The 12,959-nt window shown below is 67.7% G+C and carries 10 protein-coding genes; 5 read left to right on the top strand and 5 right to left on the bottom strand.

What is annotated here, in order from left to right; genetic code table 11:
* The first annotated feature begins 17 nt into the window (after positions 1-17).
* The 3 genes from hrpB to EDC22_RS14165 all read left to right on the top strand — a co-directional run bounded on the left by hrpB (position 18) and on the right by EDC22_RS14165 (position 4,565).
* Positions 18-2,534: an ATP-dependent helicase HrpB gene (gene hrpB / locus EDC22_RS14175; RefSeq protein WP_132807334.1), complete on the top strand. Its 2,517-nt coding sequence runs from the start codon at positions 18-20 to the stop codon at positions 2,532-2,534.
* Positions 2,535-3,015: 481 nt separating this feature from the next.
* Entirely contained in the window at positions 3,016-3,261 is a 246-nt protein-coding gene (locus tag EDC22_RS14170; RefSeq protein WP_132807333.1) for a DUF6455 family protein, read from the top strand.
* Positions 3,262-3,395: 134 nt separating this feature from the next.
* Entirely contained in the window at positions 3,396-4,565 is a 1,170-nt protein-coding gene (locus tag EDC22_RS14165; RefSeq protein WP_165926914.1) for a DUF3095 domain-containing protein, read from the top strand.
* A 7-nt stretch (positions 4,566-4,572) separates the two neighbouring features.
* Here EDC22_RS14165 and arsB read toward each other — a convergent pair whose 3' ends face one another.
* The 4 genes from arsB to EDC22_RS14145 all read right to left on the bottom strand — a co-directional run bounded on the left by arsB (position 4,573) and on the right by EDC22_RS14145 (position 7,546).
* A complete protein-coding gene (gene arsB, locus EDC22_RS14160) occupies positions 4,573-5,640 on the bottom strand; it encodes an ACR3 family arsenite efflux transporter (RefSeq protein WP_132807331.1) in 1,068 nt (355 codons plus the stop codon).
* Positions 5,641-5,687: 47 nt separating this feature from the next.
* Positions 5,688-6,215, bottom strand: a complete 528-nt coding sequence (locus tag EDC22_RS14155; protein ID WP_132807330.1) for an arsenate reductase ArsC — start codon at positions 6,213-6,215, stop codon at positions 5,688-5,690.
* Positions 6,209-6,562 carry an ArsR/SmtB family transcription factor gene (locus tag EDC22_RS14150; protein ID WP_132807329.1) on the bottom strand — a complete coding sequence of 118 codons (354 nt, stop codon included), beginning with the start codon at positions 6,560-6,562 and terminating at the stop codon, positions 6,209-6,211. The genes EDC22_RS14155 and EDC22_RS14150 overlap by 7 nt, the downstream gene beginning before the upstream one ends.
* Positions 6,563-6,655: 93 nt before the next feature.
* Entirely contained in the window at positions 6,656-7,546 is an 891-nt protein-coding gene (locus tag EDC22_RS14145) for a nitrogen regulation protein NR(II) (protein WP_165926913.1), read from the bottom strand.
* Positions 7,547-7,727: 181 nt separating this feature from the next.
* Here EDC22_RS14145 and ettA point away from each other — a divergent pair, with 181 nt between their 5' ends.
* On the top strand, positions 7,728-9,386 hold the full coding sequence (gene ettA / locus EDC22_RS14140; protein ID WP_132807327.1) for an energy-dependent translational throttle protein EttA: 1,659 nt from the start codon (positions 7,728-7,730) through the stop codon (positions 9,384-9,386).
* Positions 9,387-9,390: 4 nt separating this feature from the next.
* Here ettA and EDC22_RS14135 read toward each other — a convergent pair whose 3' ends face one another.
* Positions 9,391-12,036, bottom strand: a complete 2,646-nt coding sequence (locus EDC22_RS14135; protein WP_165926912.1) for a sensor domain-containing phosphodiesterase — start codon at positions 12,034-12,036, stop codon at positions 9,391-9,393.
* Positions 12,037-12,167: 131 nt separating this feature from the next.
* Between EDC22_RS14135 and tam the strand changes: the two genes are divergently transcribed.
* Positions 12,168-12,941 (top strand): trans-aconitate 2-methyltransferase, encoded by a 774-nt coding sequence (gene tam, locus EDC22_RS14130; protein WP_132807325.1) that lies wholly within the window; start codon positions 12,168-12,170, stop codon positions 12,939-12,941.
* Positions 12,942-12,959 lie beyond the last annotated feature (18 nt).

Here is a 12,959-nt window from a genome sequence, read left to right as displayed (position 1 = left end):
GCGGACCCGACTGTCCGATGACGGATCTTCCCATCGAAGCCGTGCTGCCGGAGCTGGAGGCAGCACTCGCCGACCATTCTGCCGCCGTGCTCGAGGCGCCGCCCGGTGCCGGCAAGACGACGCGTGTGCCACTGGCGCTGCTCGAAGCACCCTGGCTCGCGGGACGGCGGATCGTGATGCTCGAGCCGAGGCGCCTTGCCGCCCGTGCCGCCGCCCAGCGCATGGCCGACATGCTCGGCGAGGCGGTCGGCGAGACGGTCGGCTACCGCACACGCCTCGATTCCGTCGTCGGCCGCACCACCCGCATTGAGGTGGTCACGGAGGGTATCCTGACGCGGCGGCTTCAGTCCGATCCGGGGCTCGAGGGTGTCGGACTCGTCATCTTCGACGAGTTCCACGAGCGCAGCCTGCAGGCCGATCTGGGGCTGGCGCTGACGCTGGAGGTGACGAGCCTTCGGGATGATCTGAAGCTGTTGGTGATGTCCGCGACGCTCGACGGATCGGCGGTCGCCGCCCTGCTTGGCGGGGCGCCGGTGATTCGCACCCAGGGGCGCAGCTTTCCGGTCGAGACGCGCCATCTGCGCCGGCCGCCGCGTGACCGCTTCGTTCCGGCAATGGCCGAGGCCGTACGGCGTGCGCTCGCCGATACCGACGGGGACATGCTCGTCTTCCTGCCGGGGGAGGGCGAGATCCGTCGCCTCGCGGCACTGATCGCCGAAGCCGGGCTTCCTGAGTCCGCCGACGTGATGCCGCTCTATGGCGCGCTGGACAGGGCGGCACAGGACGCGGCGATCCGGCCATCGGCAGGGGGACGCCGCAAGGTGGTACTGGCGACGTCGATCGCCGAGACCAGCCTGACCATCGACGGGGTGCGGGTCGTCATCGATGGCGGCCTGTCGCGGCGCGCGCGGTTCGATCCTGTGAGCGCGATGAGTCGGCTGGAAACGGTGCCGGTGTCGAGGGCGGCGGCCGAGCAGCGGCGCGGACGGGCCGGGCGCACCGCGCCGGGCGTCTGCTACCGGTTGTGGAGCCTGGCCGAGGAACGCGGTCTCGTCGCCTACGACCGCCCGGAAATTCTCGACGCCGACCTCGCCCCGCTGGCGCTCGAGCTCGCCCAGTGGGGCGTGCGCGACGCCTCGACGCTGGCCTGGCTTGATCCACCGCCCGAGGCGGCGCTGGCGCAGGCGCGGGACCTGTTGAGGCTGCTCGGTGCAGTCGACAGCGATGGCGGCATCACGGCGCATGGCAGGGCGATGGCGCGACTTGGCGCGCATCCCCGTCTCGCCCACATGCTGCTCGCCGCGCAGGAGCACGGCGAGGCCGCGATCGCCTGCGAGATCGCAGCCCTGATCGAGGAGCGCGACATCCTGGTCGGGTCGGGCTGCGCATGTGATGCCGACCTCAGGACCCGGATCGAGATCTTGCGGCATGGTGCGAGGGGCGGCCTTCCAGCCGGGGCGCGCCTGGACGAGGGCGCGCGGCGCCGGGCGTTGCTCGCGGCACGCGCGTGGCGCCGGCGGCTCGGCGTGGAGGCCAGCGCCGATCCGGCCGGCGCGGCAGGGCGCATCTCGATGCTCGCCTATCCCGACCGCATCGCCCAGCAGCGCGGCGGAATCGGACGGTTCCGGCTCGCCGGCGGACGGGGCGCCAGTCTTCCGCCCGAGGATCCGTTGGCCGGGGAGGCGCTTCTTGCGGTTGCGACCGTCGGCGGCGGCGAAGCGGATGCGCGGATCCGGCTCGCCGTGCCGATCGTGCGCCAGGAGATCGAGTCCGCCTTCGCAGACCGCATCATCGAGGCCGATGAGATCGCCTATGACGCACGGGCCGACCGGGTGACGGCGCACCGGCTGCGCCGATTCATGGCGATCGTGCTCGACGAGCGGCCGATCGAGCGGCCCGACCAGGACGCGGTGGCGCGGGCGCTATCGGCAGCGGTGGCGGCGCGCGGGATCGGCCGTCTGCCGTGGAGCGAGGAAGCCCGCCAGCTGCGCGCCCGCGTCGCCCTTCTGCGGCGGATATCGGACGGGATGGACTGGCCAGACCTGTCTGACGAGGCACTTGCCGCGACGATCGGCGACTGGCTGGCTCCGCATCTCGTCGGCGTGACCCGGCTCGCCGACCTGTCCCGACTCGATCTCGCCACCATTCTGGCAAGTGGGCTCGACTGGGAGGCGCGCCGGCGGCTCGACGACCTTGCCCCGACGCATCTGGAAGTCCCCAGCGGCTCCCGCCTCCGGCTCGACTATTGCGCGGGCGAGATACCGGTGCTGGCGGTGAAATTGCAGGAGATGTTCGGGGCGACCGAGACGCCGCGCATCGCCGGAGGGCGGGTGCCGGTGCTGGTCCATCTGCTGTCGCCGGCCGGCCGGCCGGTGCAGATCACCTCCGATCTCGCCACCTTCTGGCGCGACGGATATCGCCAGGTGAAGGCAGAGATGAAGGGGCGCTACCCGAAGCATCCCTGGCCCGACGATCCGCTGACTGCGGCGCCTACCGCCCGGACGAAGCGGGTGCTGGCGAGTCGGGGCGGGTGACGGACGGGACCGCCGACCGGCTTGCCCGCAGGCGGATTGCCAGTGGTACCGAGGCGGTCGCGAATAGGATGGCCGGATACAGCCACAGCGGGATCACCGGCACGACATGGGTGAGCAGCGTCGCCGCCATCAGTCCGGCATGCAGGAACACCCCATAGACGAAGCCGTGGAGCAGCTCCCTAGCGGCATGTTGTTGAGCCGCCGATGCGGATCGAGGTGCAGCGGGCTGACCGGATCGTGGTGCACCGGCGCCGCTGTGGCCGTCCGGCGGAGGTCCGTAGTGTTGCGGATGCAACTACGGCGGCGGGTGCGCTACGCTCCTGACGCGACACAGTAACGAGACGACACAGGGACGAGACGACACAGGGACGAGACGACACAGGGACGAGACGACACAGGGACGAGACGACACAGGGACGAGACGACACAGGGGCGTCATGCGCGGCGGCGGTCGTCGTGCTGATGCCAGGGAGGATCACCGATGTTCGAGCGACTGATGGCGAACCGGGAGCGTCATGCCCGGCTGATGGGCGAGATGATGCGGCGGTACGGTACGCTGCAGGGCGACACCATCACGATCTGCGAGGCGATGTCGTTGGAGCGCGCGGCACGCCGCTGCATGGATTGCGGCTCGGTCGAGGTCTGCGCCCGGTGGATGGAGCAGACCGAGGGCACGGACGGTGCCGAACGGTTCTGTCCGAACGCCAAGCTGTTCGCCTCGCTCTGATCCGGCCTGCCGGCACAGCAGATTTCGGCGAAGGCACGCGATCGTGACGCCGGCGGGGCATCCGATCCGGCGGCCCTGAGCGTATGCTGAGAGCACGCGCCGGCGGAACCGGCGACGCTGTTGCCGGATGCGCCATGACGACGAACGATCTCGACTTCTACCGGAGCATTCCGATCCTTGAACGCTTCGAGGATGTCGGCGATGGGCAGCGCTACACGCCTCTGCCGCCGGGCTGGATCATCGGTGTGGCGGATGTCCGAAACTCCACCCAAGCGATCGCCGAGGGCCGCTACAAGGCCGTCAACATGGTGGGGGCGTCGGTCATCGCGGCGCTCATGAACGCGCTTGCGACGCGGGATTTCCCGTTCGTCTTCGGCGGGGATGGCGCCGCCGTTGCATTGCCCGGGACGATGGGCGCGGCAGCGGGCGCGGCGATGGCCTCGGTGCGGCGGTATGCGGCCGAAGCACTCGATCTGGATCTGCGGGTGGGCACCATCGGCGTCGACGCCATTCGCGCAGCGGGCCACGACGTGCGCATTGCCCGGTTCGGGGTGTCGCCCGACGTTGCCTTTGCGCTGTTTTCCGGCAACGGGCTGAACTGGGCGGAGGAGCAGCTCAAGGCCGGACTGATCACGCTTCCCGAAGCCGCTCCCGGCGCTTGGCCGGACCTTGCCGGTCTGTCGTGTCGATGGGAGCCGATTGCCGCGCGCAACGGGCGGATCCTGTCGATCCTGGTACGTCCGGCGCCGGGCGCCCCCGCCGATGCCTTCGCAGCCCTGGTCAGTCGCATATCCGCGATCGTCGAGGCCGCGCCGGACCGAGGCAATCCGGTCAGCCCGACGACGCTGCGCTGGCGGTTCCCGCCCGGCGGGCTGGGGATCGAGGCGCGCAGCGGCAAGGGGCGGCTTGGTGTCGCGATCGCCTATGTGCGGCTGCTGGCGCTATCGCTGATGGCGGCTGTCGTGTTCCTCGCCGGCCGCAAGCTGGGCGATTTCGATCCGGAACGCTACAAGACCGTTACCGCGCGCAACTCCGACTTCCGCAAGTTCGACGACGGGCTGCGCATGACGGTCGATGCTGACGCCGGGGTCGAGGCACGGTTGCGCGCCGAACTGGAGGAGGCAGCCGCGCGGGGAATCGCCCAGTACGGCCTGCATGCGCAGGATGCGGCGCTGATGACCTGTCTGGTGCCGTCGCTGACGCGCGATGACCACATCCACTTCATCGACGGGGCAGCAGGCGGCTATGCGCGGGCGGCGGCGATGCTCAAGCAGCAGGCATCGATGCCGCCGGCGGCTGCGTGAGTCTGCCTCAGCCTTGACCCGCAGGCCCGGTCGCCGGATCCGGCGCGCGGCGCAGACCGCGCTCGTACCAGGGTTTGGTCGCGTTGACGATCCTGACGACGGACAACATCACCGGGACCTCGATGAGGACGCCGACGACCGTGGCGAGGGCGGCGCCGGAGTGGAACCCGAACAGGCTGATCGCGGCGGCGACGGCGAGCTCGAAGAAGTTCGACGCGCCGATCAGCGCCGATGGCGCGGCCACGCAATGAGCCTCGCCGGTCACCCGATTGAGCAGATAGGCGAGCCCCGAATTGAAGTAGACCTGGATCAGGATCGGCACTGCCAGCATGGCGATGATGAGCGGCTGGGCGATGATCTGCTCTCCCTGGAAGCCGAACAGCAGGACGAGCGTCATCAGCAGGGCCAGGAGCGACACCGGCTGCATGACGGCGAGCAGGCGCCGCAGTGCGGGCTCGCCACCGGACGCCAGCCGGCGCCGACGCAGCAGCTGGGCAATGATCACCGGAACGACGATGTAGAGCGCAACCGACAGGATCAGCGTGTCCCACGGCACGACGATCGCAGACAGCCCCAGCAGCAGGCCCACGATCGGCGCGAAGGCAAACACCATGATGACGTCGTTCAGCGCCACCTGCGACAGGGTGAAGTGCGGTTCGCCGTCGGACAGGTTGCTCCACACGAACACCATCGCCGTGCAGGGCGCGGCCGCCAGCAGGATCAGGCCGGCTATGTAGCCGTCAATCTGGTCGGCGGGCAGCCATCGGCGGAACAGCCATCCGATGAACAGCCAGCCGAGCAGTGCCATCGAGAATGGCTTCACCGCCCAGTTCACGAACAGAGTCACGCCGATGCCGCGCCAGTGCGCGCGGACGCTGGCGAGGGCGGCAAAGTCGATCCTGGCCAGCATCGGGATGATCATCAGCCAGATCAGCACGGCCACCGGCAGGTTTACCCTGGCAATCTCTGCAGCTCCGATCGCCTGAAACAGGTCGGGCAGGAAGTGGCCGAGGGCAACGCCGACCACGATGCACAGGCCGACCCACAGGGTCAGGTATCTCTCGAACAGCGTCACGCCGCGGACCTCGTCGCTTCGGTGTCGTGGATGGCAGCTGGCAGTGATCAGGCCGCGGTCTCTCCGGCCTTGTCGCGGTTGCGGCCGATCTCGTCGAGCCGCTTCTGCAGGGAGAGCTTGTCGAGCGAGGCGATCGGCAGGCTGGTGAAGATGGAGATGCGCTGGTGCATCATCCGGTAGGTGTCGGCGAAGGCCGCGCGCTTCAACGCTTCGCTGCCCTCGACGGCCGCGGGATCAGGCACACCCCAATGCGCTGACATCGGCTGTCCCGGCCAGATCGGGCAGACTTCGTTGGCCGCGTTGTCGCAGACGGTGAAGACGAAATCGAGCGGCGGCGCGTCGGGGCGGGCGAACTCGTCCCACGACTTCGAGCGCAAGCCGGTGACGTCGTGATTGAGCGAGCGCAGCAGATCGAGTGTGTAGGGATGCACCTCGCCCTTCGGCTGACTACCCGCCGACCAGGCCTTGAAGCGCGGCGCACCGAGCCGGTTCATGATCGCCTCGGCGATGATCGAGCGGGCCGAGTTGCCGGTGCACAGGAACAGCACATTGTAGTGCGCGGAGTCCTTCAGCATGATTCCGTCTCGCAGGCTGGCGGGTTGGCGATGGCAACGGCAAGGCCGCCGCAGATCTCGGGATGGCCATCGCAACAGTCCGCGGTGAGGTGCACGAGCAGCCGCCTCATCTCCTCGACGGCGACGGCATAGTAGACGTGGCGCCCTTCGCGGCGGCTGGTCACGAGGCCGGAGCGCTCGAGATGGCCGATGTGGAAGCTCAGAGCCGAGGGCTGGAGAGCGCAGTCCGCTGCAAGCACACCCGCCGCCAGCCCGGAAGGGCCGGCGCGCACGAGCCGCCGGAACAGGGCAAGCCTGTGGATCTGCCCGAGCGCGGCGAGGCGGGTGACGGCGAGGTCATCGTCCATGGTTCAATGATACAAGAAATGTTGAAATGTCAAGCCGCGCCTTGCGTCCGCCGCGACGTATCGGGCGGACGGGGATGCCGGCGGCGCCGGCGATCAGGCCGCGGCGGCCGCGAAGCGCGAGATGTTGGATGGACGGCAGCCGATGAGCGGCACGGCCTCGCCGGACAGGTCGGAGATATCCTGCATCATGATGGCGAGTCCGCCGGTCATGGGGAACAGCGTCATCCTCTGCAGTCCGAAGCTCAGCGGCTGGGCATCGATGTCGAAACGGATGGCCGTTCGGGCTGCGAGGACCTCGAGGCAGAGATCCCAGATGCCGTTGTCCTGCAGCTGCGGAAAGATTGCGAGCAGGGGCTGGTGGATCAGCTGCCCGCGGGTCTTGCCCATGGCCCGGCAGGCGCTCTCGTTGAGCGCGATGATCCGGCCGTCATAGACCGTGCCGAAATCGTCCTGGATTGCCTGGATGGCGATGATGGCATCGGGCGAGGCCTCGAGGATCGTGTCGGACAGGGTGTCGCGCATGTTGCGTGGCTCGCCCATGCCGACCAGCACCGTCAGACCACCTTCCATGCGTGCTGGCACGATGAGCCATTCCCAGATGTCGAGGCTGTCCTCGTAACCGGAACTGATCAGGAACACCGGCTGGCCGGTCAGGATGACCTTGTTGTATTCGCGCACCAGGAAGTTGCGGATGTCGGCGGGAAGCCGGCGCGTCGTCAGTCCGAGCAGGTTCTGGCGGGAGAAGCGCGCCAGCGTGTGGCCGTAATGGGTGTAGATGAAGTGGCCGCTGCCTTCGGGCACCTTCAGCGAATAGCGGTCGTCGAGATCGCCGAGGCCGTGCTGCATCATGTCGGCGAGCTGTGGCAGTCCGCCCCGTGCGCAGGTCTGCCAGATGGAGCGAAGCCGTTTGAGGCTGGGTGAATGAATCTGTTCGTCCGAAAACTCGTGATACGCTTCGGCGAAGAGCGGCATGATCTTTCTCATCCAGGCTCTGATCCGCAGATCCAAGTGTTCTGTGCAAAAATTGACATTCGGTTGCCAATGGCCGGCGCCGCCGGTTGTGGGAGATGGGGGCGGATCCCGCCCCGTTGCGTACCCTCCGGCCATGCCCTAGAAGGGCAGCCGATATTCCCCGACAGTCGTGACAACGGGTTCGAGGCCGACGATGGCGCGCCAGTTCATCTATCACATGCAGGGCCTGACAAAGACCTATACGGGTGGCAAGAAGGTCCTGGAAAACATCAACCTGAGCTTCTATCCGGATGCCAAGATCGGCGTGCTCGGCCCCAACGGCTCCGGCAAGTCGACGCTGCTCAGGATCATGGCCGGTCTCGACAGGGAGTTCACGGGCGAGGCCTGGCTCGCCGATGGCGCGCGCTGCGGATACCTGCCCCAGGAACCGCAGCTTGATCCGTCCAAGGACGTGCGCGGCAACGTCATGGACGGCGTGGCGGCCAAGCAGGCGATCCTCGATCGCTACAACGACCTGATGATGAACTATTCCGACGAGACGGCAGAAGAGGCCGGCAGGCTGCAGGACGAGATCGACCGTCTCAATCTGTGGGACCTCGACAGCCAGGTCGAGCAGGCGATGGATGCGTTGCGCTGCCCACCGCCGGACGCGGACGTTTCGGCGCTGTCGGGTGGCGAGAGGCGCCGCGTGGCGCTGTGCCGGCTGCTGCTCGAACAGCCCGATCTGCTGCTGCTCGACGAGCCGACGAACCACCTCGATGCGGAGACGGTGCACTGGCTGGAGAATCATCTGCGCGAGTATCCCGGCGCGATCCTGATCGTCACCCACGACCGCTACTTCCTTGACAACGTGACGGGCTGGATCCTCGAGCTCGATCGCGGGCGCGGCATTCCCTACGAGGGCAACTATTCGATCTACCTCGAGAAGAAGGCCAAGCGTCTCGAGCAGGAAGGCCGCGAGGATGCCGCGCGCGAACGGGCGCTGGCGCGGGAGCGCGAATGGATCGCCGCGAGCCCGCGCGCGCGGCAGGCGAAGTCCAAGGCCCGCATCCAGGCCTATGACGACCTTCTGCGCCAGAACGAGGAGCGCATGCGCGCCGGCAATGTCGAGATCGTCATTCCGCCGGGACCGCGCCTGGGCGATGTCGTGATCGAGGTCGAACATCTGTCAAAGGGCTATGGCGACCGGCTGCTGATCGACGATCTCTCGTTCAGGTTGCCACCTGGCGGCATCGTCGGCGTGATCGGCCCCAATGGTGCCGGCAAGACCACGCTGTTCCGGATGATCACCGGGCAGGAGACGCCGGATTCCGGCATCATCCGGCTGGGAGAGACGGTCCAGCTCGGCTATGTCGACCAGAGCCGCGACGCACTCGATCCCAACAAGACCGTGTGGGAGGAGATCTCCGGCGGCAACGATGTGATCACGCTCGGCAAGCGCGAGGTCAACTCCCGCGCCTACACCGCGGCCTTCAACTTCAAGGGCGGCGACCAGCAGCAGAAGGTCGGCTCGCTGTCAGGCGGCCAGCGCAATCGGGTGCATCTGGCCAAGGTGCTCAAGTCCGGCGCCAACGTGCTCCTGCTCGACGAACCCACCAACGATCTCGACACCGAGACACTGGGCGCGCTCGAGGACGCGCTTGAGGAGTTCGCCGGCTGCGTGGTGGTGATCAGCCACGAACGCATGTTTCTCGATCGGCTCGCCACGCACATCCTCGCCTTCGAGGGCGACAGCCATGTCGAATGGTTCGAGGGCAACTTCCAGGCCTACGAGGAAGACAAGAAGCGCCGCCTCGGATCGGACGCGGTGATGCCGAAGCGGATCAAGTACAAGCGACTGACGCGCAGCTGATCCGTCAGGCAACCCGCGTCGCGGCATTCGCCGCCGGAGACCACGGCGTGTCCGCGTAGGCGGTGACGAGACGCGGCACCTCGCCGGCCGGAATCGGCCGGCTGAACAGGTAACCCTGGCCGGCGGTGCAGCCTGCGGCGCGCAGCATCGCGGCCTGCTCGATCGTCTCTATGCCCTCGGCGACGGTGCGGATGCCAAGGCTCGCCCCGAGCCCGATCACGGCATTGACGATCGCCCGGTCCTCGCGGTTGCCGACAAGGTTGCGCACGAAGGACTGGTCGATCTTGAGGCTGAACACATCGACCTTCTTGAGGTGGGTGAGCGAGGCGTGACCGGTTCCGAAGTCGTCGAGCGCGATACGCAGGCCGTGCCGGGCAAGCTCGTTCAAAGCGGTTATGACGAGTCCGTCCTCGCGGTCAATGACGACGTTCTCGGTCACCTCGACCAGCAGCCGCGTCGGATCGAGTCGCTTTGCCGAGAGGGTCGCGAGGACCTCGTCGACGAATCCCGGCAGTCGCAGATCACCGGCCGTGACGTTGAGCCCGATACGGCAATAGGGAAGCCGGAGCCTCTCCCAGTCCTGCATGTCGTCGGTTGAGCGCTCGAGCATGGCGAGGCCGAGTTCGGCCGACAGTTCGGCGTCCTCGAAGACGTCGGCGAAGGCCGCGGCGGCGATCACGCCGCGGTCCGGATGCCGCCAGCGGGCGAGCGCTTCCAGCCCGCAGACGCGACCGCTGTCGAGGTCGATGATCGCCTGGTAATAGGGCATGATCTCGCCGGCGCGAATTGCCTGCCGGAACCGGTTCTTCAGGTTGATGCGCTCGTGGATCCGCCGGCGCAGCTCGCTGTCGAAGACCGTCAGCCGCGCCCGGCCGGACGTCTTCGAGCGGTACAGGGCAATGTCGGCATTCTGGATGAGCTGCTCGGCGGTCCAAGCGTCTGCCGGAAATCGGGCGATGCCGATGCTTGCGCTCAATCCCGCGGGCAACGCCACCTCCTTCAACCGCACGGCGTCGAGGCCGAGCAGTCGCTTGCTGACCACCTCGAGGGCGCGATCGCCCGAGATGTCGGGAAGGATCACCGCGAACTCGTCACCGCCGAGCCTGGCGATGAAATCGCTGGTGCGCACGGCCTGGCGCAGATGATCGGCGACGAACCGCAGCACGGCATCGCCGGCGCCGTGGCCGAGCGTGTCGTTGATGTCCTTGAAATGGTCGATGTCGATAAGGCAGAGGCCGACATTGGTCCTCGTCCTGCGGGCCTCCGAAACGGCCCGGTCGAGGCGGGCTTCGAAAGCCGCACGGTTCGGCAGCCCGGTCAGGGTGTCGTGGTGAGCCAGATAGCTGACGCGCTCCTCGGCGGCGATCCGTTCCGTCACGTCCACCAGCGCAACCAGCACCGCCGAGGTGCCATGATAGTCGATCACCTGGCGATAGGGCAGGGCATGGATGATGCTGCCACCTGCCGTGATATAGCGGCGGACCACAACCGGTGACATTTCCAGACGGTCGGAACCTATCACCGTCCGGACGGTGTCCCGTTCGTCCTGCGCGTGCAATGCGAGGACATTCATGCCGATCAGGGCATCGCGATCGTAGCCCAGCTGATCGATCATCGCCTGGTTCACCGCCAGCAAGACCAGCGAGCTGCGGTCGAAGACGAACATCGGCAGCGGATTGCCCTCGAAGAGAAGGCGGAAATGTGCCTCGCGCGTCTTCAGCTCGGTGATGTCGATATGGACGCCGACGACGCCGCCATCGGCCGTCTGGCGCTCCTCGATCCGCAACCAGCGTCCGTCCCGCAGCTTCTGTTCGCGGATCGGCGCCACCCCGTTGCGCTTGACCAGCCGGTTGGCCAGCCAGGCCTCCTTGTCGTCGATCGCCTCGACATGGTTGCCGCGGTCGAGGCTCGCGCGCAGTATCTCCTCATAGGAGATCCCGGGTTTCAGAAGGTCGGCGATATCGCTGTAGAGCTCGGCATAGCGCCGGTTCCACAGCACGTACCGGTCGTCGGCGTCGCGGAAGACGAGCGCCTGGGGAACCATCTCGATGGCATCGCGCAGCCGTTCGTGCGCGCGCCGTGCCTCCGCCTCCGCCTCGGCGGCGCGACGGCGCTCCAGTTGCATCCGCAACTGGTGACGGCGCAGTTCCAGCCGGTCTGCGGCGAGGCGCGCGAGACTCTCGATCGCCCGCCTCTGACGCGCGTCGATGCCGCTGCGCGGTTCGGTGTCGCAGACGCACAGCGTGCCGATCTGGTGTCCATCCGCCGCGACGATCGTCTTTCCTGCGTAGAAGCGCAGGCCTGGAGGGCCAGCGACGAGGGGATAGTCCCGGAAGCGCGGATCCGCAGACGCATCCGGCACCACGAAGACGCGATCGTCGCGCATCGCATGGTCGCAGAAGCTCTCGCTGCGCGGCACCTCGACCAGATCGGTTCCGATATGCGCCTTGAACCAGTGCCGGTCGCGTTCGGTCAGACAGAGAAGGGCGATCGGGGCGTTCAGGGCGTCGGCGGCGAGGCGGGCGATATCGTCGTATTCGCGTTCCGGCGATGTCCCGATGATGTCGTACTCCTCGAGCCGACGCATCCGCGCGACTTCGTCTGCCTCCATCCGCGGCGCGTCCGCTCCGGTATGCTTCGCCTTTGCCATCGGGACATCCTTTGCGGGCAAGCTTGTCCGGATGCGCGTTAACGCCCGCATAACGGGGTTGGTTAGTGCATGCTGAGCTGCCGTCAGGCGCAGGCTGGCGGAGAATGCGGGCGCAGTGTATCGCTGTGCCCATGATTACCTGGTCCGCCAGCCAGTATGTCCGCTTCGAGGACGAGCGCGGCCGTGCCGCCGCCGAGCTGCTGGCGCGGGTTCCGCTGGTCGCGCCCCGGTTGGTGGTCGATCTGGGCTGCGGACCCGGCAATTCGACGGAACTGCTCGTCGGCCGCTGGCCTTCCGCCGAGGTCGCAGGCCTCGACGCTTCGCCCGACATGCTGGCCGCGGCGCGCAAGCGGCTGCCGGGTCTCGCCTTCCTGGCGGAAGATGTGGGGGTCTGGATGCCGAGCGGCGCCGAGGACCTGCTGTTCGCCAATGCGGTGCTGCACTGGGTGCCGAATCATCTCGGCGTGATGGTCCGTCTGCTCGCGGCGCTGCGGCCGGGCGCCGTGCTCGCCGTGCAGATGCCGGACAATCTTGCCGAGCCCAGCCATCGGGCGATGGTCGAGACGGCCGCGGACGGCCCCTGGCGGGACCTGCTGCGGGATGCGGCAGCGGCGCGGCAGCTGCTGCCGCCGCCCGAGGCGTATTATGACGCGCTGGCCCCCCTCTCGGCCATGGTCGATATCTGGCACACCGTCTACAATATTCCCCTCGACGGAGCCGAAGCAGTGGTGGCCTGGATGGAGGGAGCCGGCCTGCGACCGTTCCTGGAGCCGCTCGATGCCGCCGCCCGCGCGGACTATCTGACTGCCTACACCCGCCGCGTCGCCACCGCCTATCCGCCCCGCAGTGACGGCAAGGTGCTGTTGCGCTTTCCTCGCCTGTTTGTGGTAGCCGTTCGCTGCTGACGACACACCGCGGAGCGA

It is taken from the genome of Tepidamorphus gemmatus, assembly GCF_004346195.1.
In the GTDB taxonomy this organism is placed as follows: domain Bacteria; phylum Pseudomonadota; class Alphaproteobacteria; order Rhizobiales; family Tepidamorphaceae; genus Tepidamorphus; species Tepidamorphus gemmatus.
This window is presented reverse-complemented; position numbering and strand designations above follow the sequence as displayed.

Excerpts from the sequence above, each read along its gene's own strand:
- hrpB (WP_132807334.1), top strand. The coding sequence starts at position 18 with ATGACGGATCTTCCCATCGAAGCCGTGCTGCCGGAGCTGGAGGCAGCA.
- EDC22_RS14170 (WP_132807333.1), top strand. The coding sequence starts at position 3,016 with ATGTTCGAGCGACTGATGGCGAACCGGGAGCGTCATGCCCGGCTGATG.
- EDC22_RS14165 (WP_165926914.1), top strand. The coding sequence starts at position 3,396 with ATGACGACGAACGATCTCGACTTCTACCGGAGCATTCCGATCCTTGAA.
- EDC22_RS14155 (WP_132807330.1), bottom strand. The coding sequence starts at position 6,215 with ATGCTGAAGGACTCCGCGCACTACAATGTGCTGTTCCTGTGCACCGGC.
- EDC22_RS14150 (WP_132807329.1), bottom strand. The coding sequence starts at position 6,562 with ATGGACGATGACCTCGCCGTCACCCGCCTCGCCGCGCTCGGGCAGATC.
- EDC22_RS14145 (WP_165926913.1), bottom strand. The coding sequence starts at position 7,546 with ATGAGAAAGATCATGCCGCTCTTCGCCGAAGCGTATCACGAGTTTTCG.
- ettA (WP_132807327.1), top strand. The coding sequence starts at position 7,728 with ATGGCGCGCCAGTTCATCTATCACATGCAGGGCCTGACAAAGACCTAT.
- EDC22_RS14135 (WP_165926912.1), bottom strand. The coding sequence starts at position 12,036 with ATGGCAAAGGCGAAGCATACCGGAGCGGACGCGCCGCGGATGGAGGCA.
- tam (WP_132807325.1), top strand. The coding sequence starts at position 12,168 with ATGATTACCTGGTCCGCCAGCCAGTATGTCCGCTTCGAGGACGAGCGC.